Origin of the sequence: Floridaenema aerugineum BLCC-F46, from assembly GCF_041929345.1 — a bacterium.
In the GTDB taxonomy this organism is placed as follows: domain Bacteria; phylum Cyanobacteriota; class Cyanobacteriia; order Cyanobacteriales; family Aerosakkonemataceae; genus Floridanema; species Floridanema aerugineum.
On the sequence record NZ_JBHFNQ010000121.1, the window covers coordinates 54,775 to 73,321 of the forward strand.

Annotated in this window: 18 protein-coding genes; 13 read left to right on the top strand and 5 right to left on the bottom strand. The window is 39.5% G+C overall.

What is annotated here, in order from left to right; genetic code table 11:
• Window positions 1-68: 68 nt before the first annotated feature.
• Window positions 69-2,060 carry a two-component system sensor histidine kinase NblS gene (gene nblS / locus ACE1CC_RS16295; protein ID WP_413271483.1) on the top strand — a complete coding sequence of 664 codons (1,992 nt, stop codon included), beginning with the start codon at window positions 69-71 and terminating at the stop codon, window positions 2,058-2,060.
• An 8-nt stretch (window positions 2,061-2,068) separates the two neighbouring features.
• Here the strand turns inward: nblS and ACE1CC_RS16300 are convergent, their stop codons facing one another.
• Complete coding sequence (locus tag ACE1CC_RS16300) at window positions 2,069-2,416, bottom strand: zinc ribbon domain-containing protein (protein WP_413271484.1); 348 nt, start codon at window positions 2,414-2,416, stop codon at window positions 2,069-2,071.
• Window positions 2,417-2,905: 489 nt separating this feature from the next.
• On the bottom strand, window positions 2,906-3,214 hold the full coding sequence (locus tag ACE1CC_RS16305; protein WP_413271485.1) for a TIGR03792 family protein: 309 nt from the start codon (window positions 3,212-3,214) through the stop codon (window positions 2,906-2,908).
• 151 nt (window positions 3,215-3,365) lie between these two features.
• Between ACE1CC_RS16305 and ACE1CC_RS16310 the strand changes: the two genes are divergently transcribed.
• Window positions 3,366-3,692, top strand: coding sequence for a phasin family protein (locus ACE1CC_RS16310; RefSeq protein WP_413271486.1), 327 nt, complete (start codon window positions 3,366-3,368; stop codon window positions 3,690-3,692).
• A gap of 52 nt (window positions 3,693-3,744) precedes the next feature.
• On the top strand, window positions 3,745-4,293 hold the full coding sequence (locus ACE1CC_RS16315; RefSeq protein WP_413271487.1) for an FKBP-type peptidyl-prolyl cis-trans isomerase: 549 nt from the start codon (window positions 3,745-3,747) through the stop codon (window positions 4,291-4,293).
• A 73-nt stretch (window positions 4,294-4,366) separates the two neighbouring features.
• Here the strand turns inward: ACE1CC_RS16315 and dnaB are convergent, their stop codons facing one another.
• The 3 genes from dnaB to gloB form a co-directional block, all read right to left on the bottom strand.
• On the bottom strand, window positions 4,367-6,235 hold the full coding sequence (dnaB, locus tag ACE1CC_RS16320; RefSeq protein WP_413271488.1) for a replicative DNA helicase: 1,869 nt from the start codon (window positions 6,233-6,235) through the stop codon (window positions 4,367-4,369).
• A 97-nt stretch (window positions 6,236-6,332) separates the two neighbouring features.
• Window positions 6,333-6,797 carry a 50S ribosomal protein L9 gene (rplI, locus tag ACE1CC_RS16325; protein ID WP_413271489.1) on the bottom strand — a complete coding sequence of 155 codons (465 nt, stop codon included), beginning with the start codon at window positions 6,795-6,797 and terminating at the stop codon, window positions 6,333-6,335.
• Window positions 6,798-6,909: 112 nt separating this feature from the next.
• Window positions 6,910-7,683: a hydroxyacylglutathione hydrolase gene (gloB, locus tag ACE1CC_RS16330; protein WP_413271490.1), complete on the bottom strand. Its 774-nt coding sequence runs from the start codon at window positions 7,681-7,683 to the stop codon at window positions 6,910-6,912.
• A 172-nt stretch (window positions 7,684-7,855) separates the two neighbouring features.
• On the opposite strand from gloB, the gene ACE1CC_RS16335 reads away from it, so the two are divergent.
• From ACE1CC_RS16335 to ACE1CC_RS16380, 10 genes are all read left to right on the top strand, one after another.
• Window positions 7,856-8,062, top strand: a complete 207-nt coding sequence (locus tag ACE1CC_RS16335; protein WP_413256646.1) for a hypothetical protein — start codon at window positions 7,856-7,858, stop codon at window positions 8,060-8,062.
• Window positions 8,063-8,077: 15 nt separating this feature from the next.
• Window positions 8,078-9,076: a UDP-glucose 4-epimerase GalE gene (gene galE, locus ACE1CC_RS16340; RefSeq protein ID WP_413271491.1), complete on the top strand. Its 999-nt coding sequence runs from the start codon at window positions 8,078-8,080 to the stop codon at window positions 9,074-9,076.
• Between the two features lie 108 nt (window positions 9,077-9,184).
• The gene (locus ACE1CC_RS16345; RefSeq protein ID WP_413271492.1) at window positions 9,185-10,108 is read left to right on the top strand and encodes an alpha-1,2-fucosyltransferase; all 924 of its coding nucleotides are present in this window, start codon (window positions 9,185-9,187) and stop codon (window positions 10,106-10,108) included.
• Between the two features lie 79 nt (window positions 10,109-10,187).
• Window positions 10,188-11,015 (top strand): putative nucleotide-diphospho-sugar transferase, encoded by an 828-nt coding sequence (locus tag ACE1CC_RS16350; RefSeq protein ID WP_413271493.1) that lies wholly within the window; start codon window positions 10,188-10,190, stop codon window positions 11,013-11,015.
• A gap of 1 nt (window position 11,016) precedes the next feature.
• Window positions 11,017-12,207 (top strand): glycosyltransferase family 4 protein, encoded by a 1,191-nt coding sequence (locus ACE1CC_RS16355; protein ID WP_413271494.1) that lies wholly within the window; start codon window positions 11,017-11,019, stop codon window positions 12,205-12,207.
• Window positions 12,208-12,262: 55 nt separating this feature from the next.
• Entirely contained in the window at window positions 12,263-14,275 is a 2,013-nt protein-coding gene (locus tag ACE1CC_RS16360; protein ID WP_413271495.1) for an ABC transporter ATP-binding protein, read from the top strand.
• 16 nt (window positions 14,276-14,291) lie between these two features.
• Window positions 14,292-15,488 carry a glycosyltransferase family 4 protein gene (locus tag ACE1CC_RS16365; RefSeq protein ID WP_413271496.1) on the top strand — a complete coding sequence of 399 codons (1,197 nt, stop codon included), beginning with the start codon at window positions 14,292-14,294 and terminating at the stop codon, window positions 15,486-15,488.
• Between the two features lie 30 nt (window positions 15,489-15,518).
• A complete protein-coding gene (locus tag ACE1CC_RS16370; RefSeq protein WP_413271497.1) occupies window positions 15,519-16,481 on the top strand; it encodes a glycosyltransferase family 10 domain-containing protein in 963 nt (320 codons plus the stop codon).
• Between the two features lie 93 nt (window positions 16,482-16,574).
• Window positions 16,575-17,573: an Npun_R2821/Npun_R2822 family protein gene (locus tag ACE1CC_RS16375; RefSeq protein ID WP_413271498.1), complete on the top strand. Its 999-nt coding sequence runs from the start codon at window positions 16,575-16,577 to the stop codon at window positions 17,571-17,573.
• Window positions 17,574-17,583: 10 nt separating this feature from the next.
• The gene (locus ACE1CC_RS16380) at window positions 17,584-18,489 is read left to right on the top strand and encodes an Npun_R2821/Npun_R2822 family protein (protein ID WP_413271499.1); all 906 of its coding nucleotides are present in this window, start codon (window positions 17,584-17,586) and stop codon (window positions 18,487-18,489) included.
• Window positions 18,490-18,547 lie beyond the last annotated feature (58 nt).

Here is an 18,547-nt window from a genome sequence, read left to right on the forward strand (position 1 = left end):
TAGAAGTTTGGCAATGAGGCAAACTTCTCAGTTCACACTCCCTTAGTTGTCCTCCATCCTTTGTTAAGATGCTGGTCCTCCTGAAAACAATTCGAGAAGCTATCGCCCACTGGTGGTCAGAGTTTACACTGCAAACAAGGTTAATGGCAGCTGCTACCTTGATAGTCTCTTTACTAATGAGTGGTCTTACCTTTTGGGCAGTGAATACCATTCAAGAGGATGCTCGTCTCAACGATACCCGTTTTGGTCGTGACTTGGGAATCCTCTTGGCAACCAATGTATCGCCCCTAATTGCCGAAAACAATCTGAGGGAAGTCGCACGTTTTTCCGAACGTTTCTTCGATAACACTTCCAGTGTCCGCTATATGCTTTATGCGGATAAAGATGGCAAAATCTTTTTTGGTCTTCCTTTTTGGCAGTCGGAAGTCCAAAACTCTTTAACTATTGAAAGGCGGATACAACTGCCTCCAGATTACGCCAGCAATTCCGAGTTGCCAATGATTCGTCAGCATCGCACTCCCAATGGGGAAGTTACTGATGTGTTTGTGCCTTTAACTCAGGGTGGCAAATATTTGGGAGTTTTGGCAATTGGGATTAATCCCAATCCGACTGTAGTGACATCATCTCATTTAACTAGAGATGTGACGATCGCAGTTTTTGTTTCAATTTGGGTAATGGTAATTCTCGGCGGTGTGATTAATGCCTTGACAATTACTCAACCTATTAAAGAATTAGTCGTAGGGGTAAAAAATATCGCTGCGGGAAACTTTAATCAGCGGATTGATTTGCCATTGGGAGGAGAATTAGGAGAGTTAATTTCCAGTTTCAACGAAATGGCAGAAAGGTTAGAAAGTTATGAAGAACAAAATATCGAAGAGTTGACCGCAGAAAAAGCCAAATTAGAAACTTTGGTTTCTACAATTGCTGATGGTGCAGTTTTACTTGATACTAATTTACAAGTAATTTTAGTTAATCCCACTGCTAAACGAATTTTTGGTTGGGAAAATTCTAACTCTAACGTTGTCGGTGACAATGTTTTGTATCATCTTCCCCAAGAAGTTACCTCGGAACTAACTCGCCCACTTTATCAAATGGCAAAAGATGAAAGTGATAAAGAAGGCGCAGAATTTCGGGTAACATTAACTCAACCGACAAATCGCACGATTCGCATTTTATTAACTACTGTTCTCGACCAATATCGGGAAAGTGTCAAGGGCATTGCGATGACGGTGCAAGATATTACTCGCGAAGCGGAACTCAACGAGGCGAAAAGTTATTTTATTAGTAATGTTTCCCATGAGTTGAGAACGCCTTTGTTTAATATTAAATCTTTCATTGAAACTTTGCACGAATACGGCGAAGATTTAAACGAAGAACAACGCAAGGAATTTTTAGAGACAGCGAATAACGAGACCGATCGCCTAACTCGTTTAGTCAATGATGTTTTAGAATTAACTCGGTTAGAATCATCCTGCCGTATCTATCATTTTGAAGCCTTAGATATTGCCCAACCAATTGAACAAACACTCAGAACTTACCAACTTAACGCTAAAGACAAAGGGATTGAGCTAATTCAGGAAGTAGATCCTGATTTACCACAAGTTTTAGGACACTACGATTTACTATTACAAGTGTTTGCTAACTTAATAGGTAATGCCCTAAAATTCACTCCTTCTGGCGGTAAAGTAGCGATTCGCGCTTATCTTTTAAACGCAGAAGAAAACTCCCACACCCAAACCCAAACACCCCAGGTAAGAATTGAAGTTTCTGATACCGGAATTGGCATTGCACCAGAAGATCAAGAAGCAATTTTTGAGCGTTTCTTCCGAGTTGAAAATCGCGTCCATACCCTGGAAGGAACAGGGTTAGGACTTTCCATTGTTCGCAATATTATTGAAAAACATCACACCACAATTAACTTAGTCAGTGAAGTAGGAGTAGGGACAACTTTCTGGTTTAATTTGGCAGTTTTTCAACAAAAAGAAACCAGTGATGAAAGTTTGCCAACTCTCCCAGAAACTTCTGAATTAAAAAGTTCTATTACTGCCAGTTTGTTTTAGTATGAGTCCTACTGTAAAATGGTGATTAAAAAACTAATCAATAATAAAGTTAGCAGGAGAATCCAAAGCAAATTACGCTTAAACCAAAACTGAAATGATTGATTAGGTTGCGGTTTAACTTCCATTTTTGGTGCATTAATATCTTGGTAAAGCGTACATTCTCTAGCATGAGGTCGCTGGGGATAATTACAAGTATCATCTGCGTGATAAACGCAACTATCACATAATAGCGCTTCCCCTGTAGCACGGTGTACAGGAATACCTGGATGACCGTGAGCTTTTAAAACCAAACGGCAATGGGGACAAGTAATTGCTTGAGGTTTAATTGGTTGTTGACAACGAGGACAATTAGACATTGAGAGTAGCAACGTGACTAATTAAATTATCTTAGACTGGGGACGTTCGGCTGAGCGCTCACGTCGAAGCCTGGGAACTGGGGAGGAGGGAAAGTTTTGAGTTGTAGGGGCAATTCATGAATTGCCCATACAGAGTTTTGAGTAGGGACAATTCATGAATTGTCCGTACAGGAAGAAAGTTATGAGTTTTAAGTTATCTCCTCTGCCCTTGGAGCCTAAGCGAGCCTAAGCGAGCTCCCCTGCCCCCCCAGGGCTAATTCATGTTCGGAGCAGAAAATCATGGAAGTGGAACAGCACTGACACAGAACATCTAATGTAGGGGTAATTCATGAATTACCCCTACATTAGATGTTCTGCCTCTGTCAAATAGAATTGTCTCTCAAGTGTCGAGAGATGAAAGGAAGTTTCTCCACCTACTCCCCCTACGTCCCAAGGGTGGGGAAATTTTCTCATTAGACAATGAAGTAACCCTGCCAGCCCCCCTGCCTCTCAAACATGGGGAAACTTGCGGACTTGGTACTCTTTGGACTCCAGCATTTGATAGGAGTTGCCCATTGCTTCGCTAAAGCGTTGTTCTGTTTCATCCAGTAACTTTTGGGGAACAGATTTCCATTGTTCGCGAGTCGCCCAGTGAATGACACAAATTACTTCTGTGGGAGAGTCAGGGGTAATCCAAATTTCCTTAGCTAAAAAACCGGGACGTTTAGCCAGGACTGCTGTCCAGATTTCCGTATCTTTTTGGATAAATTCTTCTCGTCGTTCTGAATCTACTTGAAACTTGAGCCACTCTATTACCATCGGAATACCCCATCAAAAATCGAAAATCGAAAATCTCAAATCTAAAATCGAATGACACAATGGAATTGTGTGCCGGAATGCACAAGTTCCAGCATAGCTATATGGGCGATATTTTAATTGCCTTTTTTGAGCAAGGAAGTGGGAAAAGAGCATGGATAGCAATAATTGGCTGAAGCAGCTATTGATGATTGGTGTAGGTACGACATCTTTGGTGGCGGAGAAAATTCGGGAAGTCAGCGATCAATGGGTCAAGGAAGGTAAAATTAATCCTGACCAAGCGAAGGCGTTTGTTGATGATTTAATGAATCAGTTGAAGTCAGATCAAGGGAACAATTTTGAGGCGCAGATGCAGCGGCAGATGCGAAACATGATGCAGGATTTGGGGGTGGCGCGTCAGTCGGAAGTGGATGAGTTGCGGGGAAGGATCGATCGTTTGGAACGTCAGGTGCGTGACTTGGAAAATAAGCTTTGGCGCTAAGAAAACTGATAGGATTTGATCGCAGCTGCAAAGATTTCAGGGAGGAAGAATTTTGAAAGCGATTCTGATCAGCGTTGCAGTTATGCTGGTCTGTGGGTTAATTTTGCTGGTGGCGCAAATTAGCAGCGCCCAAAAACCAGCTTTAGCTGATGAACTGACTGGGGCTCAACAGCAGGTGGCTAGTGCAGCACCCCAAGGTACTTTATTTGCGAGTAATACTATGTCTAATCCATCAAGTGCTGATTCGGGAAATGAAGCAGCCGTTACAACGCCTTCTGGTCTAAAGTATGTGGAGTTGGTAGAGGGAACTGGCGCTACTCCGAAAGCTGGTCAGACGGTGGTCGTCCATTACACTGGCACTTTGGAGAATGGGAAGAAGTTTGATAGTTCGCGCGATCGCAATCAGCCCTTTTCCTTTAAATTAGGTGTGGGACAAGTAATTAAAGGCTGGGATGAAGGTCTCAGCACCATGAGAGTTGGCGGTCGTCGTCAATTAATTATTCCCCCAGAATTAGGTTACGGTGCTCGTGGCGCTGGTGGAGTGATTCCTCCTAACGCTACCCTAGTTTTTGATGTGGAACTGTTGAAAATCGGTAGTTAGAAGGGAATAGGGAACAGGGAATAGGGAATAGGTAACAGGGGAAAAATTTATTTCTTCCCTGCCCCCCTGCCCCCTATCCTCGATGGGGAGAAGCCATATTTCGGAATCTGGTAAATTGCGGATCGAAGAGTAATTTGATTGCTCCTGTAGGGCCGTTGCGGTGTTTGGTAATAATGATTTCTGCTACGCCTCGATCAGGAGTGTCTGGGTTATAGTATTCATCACGATAAAGCATGATTACTAAATCTGCGTCTTGTTCAATTGAGTTATGAACTACGATGTTATTGGCAATGAAATTGTGGAAAGAGGGAACAGTTAAATCGTAAACTTTACTTTCACCATCTGCTTCTATAGAGATTATTTCATCCCAATAAACATCGCTGGTAGCTAATTTTTTAATCTGATCAGATTTAACAATTAAAGCTAGTTTATCTGCTCTTGTACGGCTCAAGCTTGGCTGAGGTAAAGTAGTTTCATAAGTTTCTAATAATGTAGGTAAAGCAATAGGAGAACCTGCTTTTATTTCGTCTAATCTTTGCCAACCGTTAATTGTCAAAAATTTATGATTTCCAGTTGCTTTAATAGTGCATCCTAAGCGTGTAGTTAACTTAAAAACAGGTTTAATTCCTGTGGAAAAGGCATTGCTGACAATAGCTTTTTCTATTTTCATTGTTGTTTGATTAAGCGCCCAAACAGCAAAACCAGATTTTCCGACTAAGCTACAAATAGGTACTTGAACGCGACTATCAGCTAATGTAACTAAAGTATCACCTGTTAAACATCCTGATTCTCTCAAATCTGCCATCATTGGGCGTTTATTTGTTCTAGCTTCTACGCCGCGACTTAGCTGAGATAGGGCGATTACTGGTACGTTTAATTCACGGGCTAAACCTTTTAAACTTCTAGTAATTTTGGATAATTCTTGGACGCGATTATCGCCGCCTCCTTCCATTAATTGCAAGTAATCTATTAATATTAATCCTAATTCTCCGCCGATTTCTGCTTGCAAGCGTCGGGCTTGACTTTTCATTTCGGTGACTGTAATGTTGGCTGAGTCATCAATGTAAATTGGGAGTTCGGTTAATACTCCTAATGCACGATTTAAAGGGTCCCATTCGTTTTGGCTAATTCTACCCGATCGCAAACGGTTACTTTCAATTTCTGCTTCACTTGATAACATTCTTTGTACCAATTGCTCTTTTGACATTTCTAGGCTGAAAACAGCAATGGGTAATCGATGTTTTCCGGCGATATTTTGGGCAATGCTGACTGAAAAAGAGGTTTTTCCCATTGACGGTCTGCCAGCTACAATGATTAAATCCGATCGCTGAAAACCGCCTGTCATGGCATCTAAATCATAAAAATCGCAAGTCAGTCCGGGTAAAGTTAATTCTTGATTTCGGATTTCTAGTTCTTGAAATGTATGAATTAATGTTTCCGAAATTGATACTAAACCTTGTTGGGGTCGTTCTTGGGTAATGTCGAAAACTTTTTCTTCGGCTTCATCAAGAATAATCGGTAATTCTTTAGCTGTATCGTAACCTAATTGAGTGATTTCATGTCCGACATGAATCAATTTGCGGCGAAGATATTTGTCTACTATTAGTTTGGCATATTGGTCAATGTTAACGGCGCTGACGGTGCGATCGACCAACTGCACCAATTTACTTTGACCGCCAATTTTATCTAATAATTTACGATCGGCAAGCCAAGCCATTACTGTTAATAAATCAGTTGGCTGACCTTGACTATGTAAAGTTGATGTGGCGCGATAAATAATTTTATGGGCTTCTAAAGAAAAAGATTCGGAAGTTAACTGATCGGCAACGCGGTTAATTGCTTCGGGATCGATGAGAATTCCGCCTAAAATCGATTCTTCAGCTTCGATATTTTGCGGAGGTAAGCGATCGCCAACACTCTGAAAATTAATAGAGTCAACCATAATAAATATTGGCTAATTATTTATTAGTCAGCCATTAGCCATTGAGCAAAAGAATATCCAAATGACTAATGACTAATGACCAATGACAAACCCCAAATTAGCTTGCAGTTCCTAAAACTATAATCTCTACTTGGGCAGCTACTTCTGGGTGAATTTTAACTTCTGCTTTGTAAGTACCAGTTTTGCGAATTTCGGGTAAAGTAATACCGCGACGATCGACTTCATGACCAGTAACTTGCTGAATGATTTCTGCAACTTCCTGATTGGTCACACTACCAAAGATAGCATCTCCTTCCCCAGCCTGCTTCCGCACGGTAAAGTTACCGACTCTTTCGATCGCAGTTTTGATCGTAAGTGCTTGTTCCTTAAGTTCCGCAAGGCGTTGACGTTCTTGTTCTCTGCGGCGTTCTACTTGTTTGAGAATACCGGGAGTAACGTGAGTCGCAAATTGCCTGGGAATGAGATAATTACGCGCATAGCCGGGGGCTACATCCACAACGTCGCCAGATCTGCCCAGCTTGTTGACATCTTGTAATAAAACTAATTGAACTCGTTTGCTCATGAGCGTTCCTGTGGAGCCTGGGTAAAATATATCCGAACATACGATGTTAGCAAACTGGGGAGATCGATCGCAATTGGGCAAAATCTCCCCATCTCGCTAAATCTGACGAAAATCAAAAGTGATCCTTCATTCCCCGCAGTTTGGCAAAGGTTTGGATTGGGTCTTGACTCTTCACTGCTGATTGTAAATTAGGATGATCCCAACGTAAAAAGGGATTAGTTTGCTTTTCTGTTCCTAAGATTGATGGTACAGTTGCTTGATGGCGATCGCGAGCCGTCCTCACTTCATCATATCTAGCTTGCAACTCCGAGTTTGTCCGATCTACAGTTAAAGCAAATTGCAGATTTTTCAAAGTATACTCATGAGCACACCAAACTCTAGTATTATCCGGTAAATTCCGCAGTTTCCCCAAAGAATCAACCATTTGCGTTGGTGTACCTTCAAACAGTCTGCCACAACCACCAGCAAACAAAGTATCGCCGCAGAACAACTCCCCTGTTTCACCCGCAATAGTGGGAGGAAAATAGTAAGCAATGTGGGCACGAGTATGTCCGGGAACAAAAATAACAGAAGCTAGGCGAAGGGCAAAAGTAACCTGAGCACCTTCTTTTAAAAATACCTGTTGTCCGGGAATCCTCCCTTTGTCCTCTGCGCCTCCATAAACGCAAACATCGGGAAAACTTGCCATTAACTGCTGATTACCTCCTACGTGATCGTGATGATGGTGTGTATTAAAAATGGCAACTAACTGGGCATTGAGTGTTTCCAGTGCCCGCAATACTGGCGAAGCTTCCGCTGGATCGACTACAGCAGCAGTATTCGTTTCGCGATCGTGCAATAAAAAGATGTAATTGTCCGAAAGTGCAGAGAGTCGGTGTACCTGCATACCAAGATACCTCAACAGTAAGTTTGATTAAGAATAAACGTGGCTAATTTGCCCAGACCAAAAAAAACAGTATGATCGCTTTAGTACTGAATCGGCTGCAAATATTTTATTGGCCTTAGTGGTAGTTTAGAGCCCAGATATGGGCAAACTATAAAGGAGGTCAACTTCATACATGAGAGGGAACTTTCAGGGCAAGTCTACTGTTAATGTTAAGCAGATAATCGATCAGATCTTAATTTCGGGGCAAGTTAGTCGCGAAGAGTATATGCAGCTTACCTCAGCTATACTTTCAGACAAACAAATTACGGAAGAAGATCGCCGTCAAATTAATCACATCTTTGATTATTTACAAGCGAGTCGTCTGAAATTAATAGATTAGTTACATTCAGGAAAAATGTCACAAACCAAACCTACTATTCTAGTTACAGGTGGTGCCGGATACATCGGTTCCCATGCAGTTCAAGCACTCCAAAAATCAGGCTATGATGTGGTGATTTTGGACAATTTAGTTTATGGACATCGAGATATTGTAGAGAATGCGTTAAAGGTTGAGTTAATCGTAGGTGATACTGGCGATCGCGCTTTACTGGATAACCTATTCTCTAGTCGAAATATCGCCGCCGTCATGCACTTTGCCGCCTACGCTTATGTAGGTGAATCTGTAACCGATCCTGCTAAATATTATCGCAACAACGTACTAGGAACTCTGACACTTTTAGAAGCAATGGTAGCAGCTAACGTGAAGAAATTTGTGTTTTCTTCTACTTGCGCTACTTACGGTGTTCCCCAAACAATTCCAATTCCCGAAGCTCATCCCCAAGACCCAATTAATCCTTACGGTGCAAGTAAGTTAATGGTAGAACGGATATTAGCGGATTTTGATGTTGCTTATGATTTTAAATCTGTTTCTTTCCGCTATTTTAATGCTGCTGGTGCCGCTCCTAATGGTTTGTTAGGTGAAGATCATAACCCCGAAACTCACTTGTTACCTTTAGTTTTAATGACAGCTTTAGGTAAGCGGGAATCAGTTTCAATTTTTGGGACAGATTATCCCACTCCTGATGGTACTTGTATTCGGGATTATATCCACGTTTGTGATTTAGCAGATGCTCATATTTTGGGTTTAGAATATCTGTTGAATGGTGGAGATTCTAACATATTTAACTTGGGCAATGGTAGCGGATTTTCGGTGAAAGAAGCGATCGATGCTGCCAGAGAAATCACCGGGAAAGAGATTAAAGCGATCGAGTGCGATCGTCGTCCCGGAGATCCGCCAATGTTAGTCGGAAGTAGCGAAAAAGCCCGCCAAATCTTAGGTTGGAAACCTCTATATGGTGACATCAAAGATATCATAACCCACGCCTGGAATTGGCATCAAAAACGGCACGGATAATCTGGAATATTTGTCAGACAGTTTGGTTAGTTAACTGTCTGACAAAACTGTTTAATTATGGTTGCTTCTACATTCAACTAATCAATAAGCAGTTAGAGGTTAAAATAGATGTTAATAATATCTGCTAAATCTGGACAATTGGGTAATAGATTATTACTTTTTGCTAATTGTATCGCCTTTGCTATAGAGAATAAAATTAAGGTGTTAAACCCAGCTTTTGAAGAGTATGCTGAGTTTTTCCAATCAACTTATCGTGACTTGTTTTGTGCTTATCCGCCTGTAAGATTGCCAGTTAAAGTAAGTAAGTTGGCGCGAAGTAAATATTATCAATTTAATCGACGTTTAGCCGAGAGTGGAATTTTTAAAACTGTTAACTTAACTAGAGAAAAGCCTTTTAATTGGAGTGATTCTAAATTTACTGAGGAATTGCAAACAAGTGCGATCGCTTTTATGCAAGGATGGCTGTTAAGAGATGGATGGTTTGTTAAAGATACTGCTTTATTACAAAAACATTCAACAGCAATTAGAAAATACTTTACTCCTTTAGAAAAGTACCGACTTAATGTGGCTAAACTAATATCAAGTATAAGAAACCAGGTTGATATTCTCGTGGGAGTACATATTCGACATGGAGATTACGCCACTCATCAAAATGGGAAATACTTTTACTCAATTGAACAATATGTAAAAGTAATGAAATCGGTAGAACAGCTTTTTCCTAATCAAAAAGTCGGATTTCTAATTTGTACAAATGGAGAATCAGATGCCAAATTATTCAAGGGTTTGAATTACTTTTTTGCCAATAATCAAATTATTGAAGATATGTACTCCTTAGCTGAATGTGATTATATTGTAGGGCCACCAAGTAGTTATACAATGTGGGCATCATTTTATGGCGATCGACCTCTTTATAGAATCATAGATGTAAATAAGGAGCCAAATTTGCATGACTTTGTACATTTTTATGAATGGCAAGGAGTTTTTCATTACCGAGAAGATTGGAGTCAAAGTTTTTGGGAATGGACGAATTGAGCAAAATTTATCAATACAAATCTGATTGACTAAGTTACCATCACAGCCAACATCAAAAATCGGGATAGGCAAAACAAATATGAAATTAGAAAAGCAAGGCTTTATTACAATTTTGACAGGTCTTTACTCTTTTCAAGACTGCATTCACTTTTTAGCTTCAGTTAGAAAATTCCATGAGGAACCAATTGCCATTTTAATCGATCGCGTTCCCCAAATTTTCTACCCTTTGCTTAAAGCTGCGGGAAATGTAAAATTAATCCCTGCACCAGCCAGCGAAAATCCAGTATTAGCATCGCGGTTAGCTAAATTAGCTTTATATGAGAAAACACCTTTTGAGAAAACCATATATCTAGATTGCGATATTTGTTTACTCACGAAAATCGATGAAGTTTTTGATTTCTTAGATGAAGCAGATTTTTTAGTTACAGAGGATGTTCAGCCGTCAATTGTTAAAGCTTCCAACTTACTAAGAGTTAAGCAAGAGATATTACCAACCCTCCAATCTGTCGGATTACCACTAAACGAAAATAGCGTGCAATACAACGGGGGATTTTTGGGATTTAAAAAGAGTGCCAAAACCAAAGAATTTTTCCAGAAGTGGGAAATGTATTTTGAGATAGTGAGAAAAAATCAAGATGTGTTGCTGTTAAAAGATCAAGGTGCTTTTGCGGCTGCAATTGAAACTGTCAAACCGCAAATGAAAATATTGTCACCTATTTATAATTACTTAGATAAATGGAAGAGCAATTATGATATTAATGAACCAATCAAAGTTTTACACTCTACTTATCCTTATCGTCCTCAATATGCTAAAGATCTAACGCGATCGCTTTATACGCGAATTTTCGATCGATTAGCCAAAGTATTTTTACCAAATCAAACTAAAAATCCCTGGCGGGTAAAATAAAATGCTAAAAATTAGAAAAATCTCAATCTTGGTGTGGAATCTATCGACAAATGACGGCATAATTAGAGCTACTTTGCTAGGAGAAGCTCTCAAAAGATTAGGGTATGAAATTGAAATAATAGGCTTTATTTTTGGTCAGAAATTATATAAAGCAACTCCAGATGGATGGAAAATAATAACTGTCAAAGGTACTAACTATCCAGGATTTTTAAAATCTAGTTGGGAATTGCTAAAAAAGATCGATGGAGATCTGATTTATGCCATAAAACCTCAGCCAGCTAGCTATGGAATAGCACTACTCAAAAAACTATTCAAGCGAGTTCCTGTTATTTTAGATATTGATGATTGGGAACTTAGTTGGCATGGTGGTGATGAATGGAAATATCGTCCCTCACTGAAACAATTTGCCAGAGATATTCTCAAACCAGAAGGGGCACTCAGAAGACCAGAACATCCCCTATATCTCAAATGGATGGAAAACTTGATTAATCAAGCTGATGCCATCACAGTACATACTCAATTTTTATATGAAAGGTTTGGTGGTATATTTGTTCCCAACGGCAAGGATATTGAGCTATTCAATCCTGATAAATACGACTCCCAAAAAAGCAAAGTCCACTATAATCTAAGTGGATATCGGACTTTAATGTTTCCCGGCGCACCACGTCCATATAAAGGTGTGGAAGATGTTTTAATAGCACTAGACAAATTGAATCAGCCAGACTTGAAATTAGTAATTGTTGGTGGCAGTCCTTACGATGATTATGATGATAAACTGATTGAAAAATGGGGAAATAGGATTATTAAATTGACGAACTATCCTGCCAATGTGATGCCGGAAATAGTAGCGGCTGCCGACATTATAGTTGTGCCACAACGAGATAACTCAGCAGCCAGAGCGCAGTTTCCTTTAAAAATAACCGATGGTATGGCAATGGCAAAACCAGTTTTAGCAACTAAAGTAGGAGATATACCGAAAATACTGGGAGGAACAGGTTATCTTGTAGAACCTAGCTCACCAGAGCAAATAGCAGAAAAAATTGAGTGGATCTTTCAAAATTTAGAGGAAGCACAAGAAAAAGGAAAGCAGGCAAGAGAAAGATGCGTGAAGTACTACAGTATAGATACAATGTCAGCTATACTTGCAGAAATCATTCAAGGCTTGGAGCCGAAACGATCCAAAATTTACTGAAAATGTTTTGTTTTTAGTGAGTAAGGCTTAATCAATATATACCAGGGAGCGCTAAATGACTTCCAATACATTTCTATTAAAATTTGCCCGTCGTTATCCAGTTTGGATTTTGATGACAATCATACTGGGGTTTTCAGGTGCTTTATTTAATGGTGTGAGTACTACTTTAATTGTGCCAATACTATTAAATTTTTTAGGGCAGAGCATAACTTTTAAAGGTGCGCCACCACTGATTCAAAAGCTAATGTCACCCTTCTCTGGAGTGCCAGTAGAGTATCGTCTAGGAATAATGGCATTAGTAATTTTATCAGCAATTGTTTTGAAGAATATTGCTAGCTATGCCAGTAGTTTAGTATCAAGTTCCCTGATGCGAAAACTAACTTCAGACCTGCGAGAAGAAGGAATAGCATTATTATTAGAAGTTGATTTAAGTTATTACTCCCAAACGAAAGTGGGAGATATACTCAACCGTTTGGGTGGAGAAATTGGCCGTGCAGCCGGCACTGTTGGCATAGTAATTAGAATAGTAAGTATTTCAATTACAATTCTAGTATTTACGGGATTACTAATAGCAATTTCTTGGCAACTGACAGTGGCAACAACAATATTAATGAGTTTAGTGGCATTAGTTAATCAATATTCAATTGCCAGATCGCGAGTCTTTGGCAAAACACTATCAGAAATGTCGAGAGCTTATTCAGTAAGAGTGTTGGAAGTCCTCAGTGGCATTCGATTAGTCAAGTCAGTTGGGAATGAAGAAGTTGAGTATGAACGGTTGCATCAGTTAATTCGCGATCGGGAAAAGGCTGATTTCCAAACACAAATAGTGGGTGCAGCAATTAATCCGGTTAGTGAAGTGGCTGGCATCTTGGTAGTAATGGGAATTGTGATTTTAGGTCGCTTTTTCTTAAGTGATCAAATCCAATCATTTTCAGCAATATTGTTGACATACTTATTAGTACTTTTTCGATTACTGCCTTATATTGCCCAGCTAAATAATAATAGGAGTCAGCTTGCTAGTAGTAATGCTAGCGTAGAAATGGCAGAGGAGTTCTTGCGGCGTGATAATAAACCATTCATGAAGAATGGACAGAGAAAATTTGAGCCATTAAAAGAAGGAATTCATTTCAATAAAATCACTTTTAATTATCCTAATGAACGCAAATCAGTTCTCAAGGACGTGGATTTGTATTTACCGAGAGGAACAACTCTAGCTTTAGTGGGTGGATCGGGTGCTGGGAAGTCAACTTTGGCAGATCTTTTACCGAGATTTTATGACCCTACTTCTGGTGCGATCGCTGTAGATGGAATTGACTTGCGAGAATTTGATTTAAAAAGTCTCAGAACTGCAATGGGAATTGTCAGTCAAGACACTTTTCTCTTTAATGATACGGTGCGGAATAACATTGCTTATGGACATCCTGAAGCTACGGATCAGGAAATTTTTGAGGCGGCGAAACGAGCAAATGCTTATGAATTTATCGAAAAATTACCCCAGGGATTTGAAACTTTTATTGGCGATCGCGGTGTGATGTTATCTGGTGGACAAAGACAAAGATTGGCGATCGCTCGTGCGCTGTTACAAAACCCAGATATTTTAATCCTTGATGAAGCTACCAGCGCCTTAGATACACTTTCCGAAAGATTAGTTCAACAAGCAATTGATGAACTTAGTCGCGATCGGACTACCCTAGTAATTGCTCACCGTCTTTCTACTATCCAAAAAGCCAATCAAATTGCGGTTCTAGAACACGGTCGAGTTGTGGAAGTTGGTACTCATGAAGAACTTTTAAACAAAGGTGGTTTCTATACCAGACTTTATTCGCTGCAATTCTCCGAAACCATTGACACTGTATTGGACCGTAATCAAGAAATTCGCCATCAACTATCTTATGACGTGCGGACTAAACTGAATAGTTTGATCGGTAATTTGAGGATATTAGCTGATGATTTGGTAGATGATCCTGAAGAAGAAGAGGAATTAATCACTGAATCATACACATCAGCATTGAGTTTACTACAAAGCATGGAACGATTTGAACGTAGCAACCGATTACCAATAAAATAACCCTAAAAAACGACCAATGACTAAGTACTATATATTTTTTACTAGAAATGTCTTACCCCAAGCTCAAGCTCATTTAGTACAAGTTTCTCATTCGGCAAATGCAGCTGCTAACTTGGGTTATCCCGCAGTTTTAGTATATTTGCATCAACAGAGCAACTTAGCAAATATTGGGGAACTGTTTTATCCTTTTCATCCCCAACCACCTGAAGAAGACCTAGCTAAATTTTATAATCTTCAAGATAAACTAAAAGTAGCTGCTCTGCCTACGCCTTGGCCGATCGATCGAGTTGGCGGAAAATTCACTCACATCAGCACAGTAATCTCAAAATACTACTTTCCGGTTCACATATTACCCAAGACAAAAATTGTCCATACCAGAGATTGGAACTTTGCCAAAACAGCTATTAAACATAGCATTCCGGTAATATACGAACATCACCACCATGAAGATAAGAAATTTGAACCGGAAATAGTCAATCATCCCCTATTTCAAATTTCTGTAACTGTTGCTGATACCGTCCGAGATAGCATGATTCAAAATGGTATGCCACCGGAAAAAGTAATTAAACTCCACAATGGATTTAATGAAATTTTCCTGAAAAGACAACCAGAAGCAGCCGCAGATTGGCGCAAAAAATTGTTAAGTGATGGAAGGGAGAAATTAGTAGTTTACTCTGGTGCATTGAGCAAATTTAAAGGTGTTGATTTGCTGATTGATGTCGCTAAAGAATTACCCCAAATTCAATTTGTTTTTGCCGGGGGTAATCAGTCACAAGTACAAGCTTATCAACAAATATCTCAGGAAAAACCAGTCCAAAATGTCAGATTTTTAGGTCATTTGCCGCAAAATGAATTGTCTAGTTTACTACAAGCAGCTGATGTGTTAGCTCACCCCCATTGTGCTGGAAAAGAAGCAACTTTTACTTCGCCTTTAAAGTTATTTGATTACATGGCTTCAGGAACTCCCATTGCCGCAACAGAAATTCTACCTTTAATGGAGTTTAAATCTTCTCCGGCTGTGGCTGGGTGGTGCGAACCAGACAACCCGAAAGCATTTGCTCAATGCTTAGAAAAAGTTTTATTAACCCATCCCAGACGAGTAGAAGGTTACACAGATAATATGGATTTTGTGCAGCAGTTTTCCTGTGAAAATAGAATCGCCAAAATTCTCAGTTATGTAGAAGATTCTCTGCGTCCCGAATTAGTTAATTAGTAATTTTAGTTATTTAAGCAAGGTAGATATATGAGTAAAAAAATTGTCGGGATGTTGAGTTCATATCCCAATCTAAACCAAATGGATTGGTTGTGGCAGCAAACTCCACATAATTTTGGTATTTGGGGCAATATTCAAATGCTTGCCCAAGCTGAAAAACCGGATTTTTTATTACTTTATAATTTCGCTGGTTTGCGGAAGGTAACTACCAAAAAGTTTTGGTTTTCCCAACCGGAAAGTTACAATATTTACTACCCGGAAGAAGAGATGACACAACTACTTCGAGGTGTACCAAAAGAACAGGTTGTCTTTCTTTGGCGAGAACCACCTTTAGAGGAAGTTGTTGGGAGAAATAAGGCTTCTTATGAGTGGGCAAAAAGTTACTCCGGTTATATTTCTGCGCCAGATGATGCTGCACCAAATCCAGATTATATGCCTGCTATTTGGTATCATTCTAATTCTTTTCGGGAGTTAGATGAAATGGGTTGTCCAGAAAAGGTAGAAAGTTGTAGCTGGATAACTTCTGGTATTAGTCGTACTGCTAATCATCGTCAGCGATTGGAATTTTTGCGATCGCTAAAATCAAGTAAAATTAAGTTCGATTTATATGGTCGCGGTTTACCAGACTGGGCAAAAGCTGCAGGAGAACTTAACAATAAATGGTATGGGATGGCACCTTATTACTATAGTTTAGCGATCGAGAATTACGCTGATAATGATTGGTATATAAGTGAAAAAATGTGGGATGCTTTATTAGCTTGGTGCTTACCAATTTATTATGGAGGTTCAGCAGCAGATAAATTATTGCCTCCAGGTAGTTTTCTCAGATTACCAAGTTTAGATGAAAAAGGAGTAGCCTACATTAAAGAAGTAACTGCTACACCAGATGCTTGGTATGCTGCTAAAGATGCGATCGCACAAGCAAGGCAAATTGTTCTTCACAAGCTAAATCTTCTAGAATGGCTATCTAATTTCACAAAAAACTTTTCCTGATTCAGCTTTGGGGAAATTCGGAAAAACGTTTAAACCCTCTCCCCTGCTGTTTTCACAAGCAATTTAATTACCGCTAGGCTTTTGGAGATTCCAATGACGGATGGTATTTACATATTAGCTAACGATGTGGTTTACAATCAACTGGTAGCCTTGCTGAACAGTATAGAAGTAAATGCAGGCAAAGAATATCCAGTTTGTGTAATTCCTTATGACGATCGCCTACAACAAGTTCGCCAGGAAGTTGCAGCGAGAAAAAATGTTCAATTACTAGAAGATAAAGCTTGGATCGATCGTTGGGAAAACTTTGCTACAGAAATTTGGCAAGCTCATCCCAGTGCTTTTAATATTTGGCAAGAAAGAGGTCATACAGGTGTTTACCGAATGGGAATGCACCGGAGGTTTGGCGGTTTTGATGGCCCTTTTGAACGGTTTATTTACTTGGATGCTGATATTTTGGTGCTTAATTCATTAGAACCAATCTTTCAGCGTTTAAATGATTATGACTTTGTAGTTTATGATTTTCAATACAAAGATCCCACTCACGTATACAACGTAAAATCAGACAAATTGTTAGAGGTATTTGATAAGGAACGCATTGATTCAGAAATATTTTGCGCTGGTTTGTACGCTTCAAAAAGTGGAATATTTGATGAAGAAAGGAGAAATTATCTGTTATCAAAGTTGAGAAAAGGTGAGGCTGAAATATTATACCTAAACGGGCCTGATCAAACTATTCTCAATTACATGGTCATGAAATCTGGGATTCCTTGCTATAATTTTTCGCGTCATTTGTCGGCAGATGAAGTAACAGGATGTTGTGTAACTTCTCCTCACTTCGAGGTAAGAGATAATGTATTGTACGATAAAGGAACTAGGTTAACTTATTTACATTACATCGGTTTATCTTCTAAACTATTCAACAGACTTTGTGAAGGAGAAAATATTGATTTTCCCTATCGAGATTTGTTCCTGCATTATCGTTATTTGCACGAACAAGAATTGCAGCCAAAGTTTACAGGTAAACCAAAACCATATAATCCACCACCCAGTTTAGCAACAAAAGTTTTGCGAAAATTGGGATTAAAACGTTGAGGAAAAACAGATGAGTCGTGGTATTTATATTGTGGCAAATGAGAAAGTAGGGGAAAATGCGATCGCACTTTTAAACAGCATCCGCTACTACGATCCTGAAGTGCCAGTATTTTTAATTCCCTTTAATGACGATTACCAAAATTTAGCAGCAACGCTTACCCAGAAACACAACGTTCAAATTTTTCCCGACCTAGAATTTCTCAATCAATTCACTAATAAAATTGGTGAAATATTCGATCGCGACTTTCTCGCCCTACCCAACAAAATGCGAAAACTAGTAGCATGGTTTGGCCCCTTAGATGAATTTCTCTACATCGATACAGACATTATCGTATTTGAAAAAATCGCTAACGTATTAGATTACTTGTCAGAATATGGCTTTATTTGCTGTGATTATCACCACGCAGGTAGAGGACTGCAAGATATTTTTTCCCCCGACATTCGAGAAAAAGCAATATTTAGCGAAGAACAACTAAGCGATGTTTTCAATAGTGGCTTTTGGGCATCCAAAAAAGGCGCAATTTCCGAAACACAGATGTATGAATTGTTGCGGGAATGTTCCCAACATCGCGAATACTTTGACTTTTCTCGCCAAGTTACAGATCAACCAATTCTTAATTACATAATTCTCAAAGCAATTCCCAAACGACTTAACCTCGTGAAAATTCCTGGAGGAGGGGCTGGTAGTTGGGCGGGTTCAAAACATTTTCAAGAAAAAGATCGCGCCCTTTATGATGGAGAAAAACGGCTACAGTATCTCCATTGGGCTGGTATTGCCATGAAACCAGGTGCGCCCTATCAAGAAATTTGGGAATATTACCGTTATCTTAATGAACCGAAACCAACTCAAACATCTACTGCCCAGACAAGTAATCTTTGGCAACAAATGATAGCTAAAGTTAAAAATCTGTTCTGATATTAGGCACGTTGTTGCGCTGAGAGCGCTCTTATTCCAATGGTGATAAGAGCGCTCT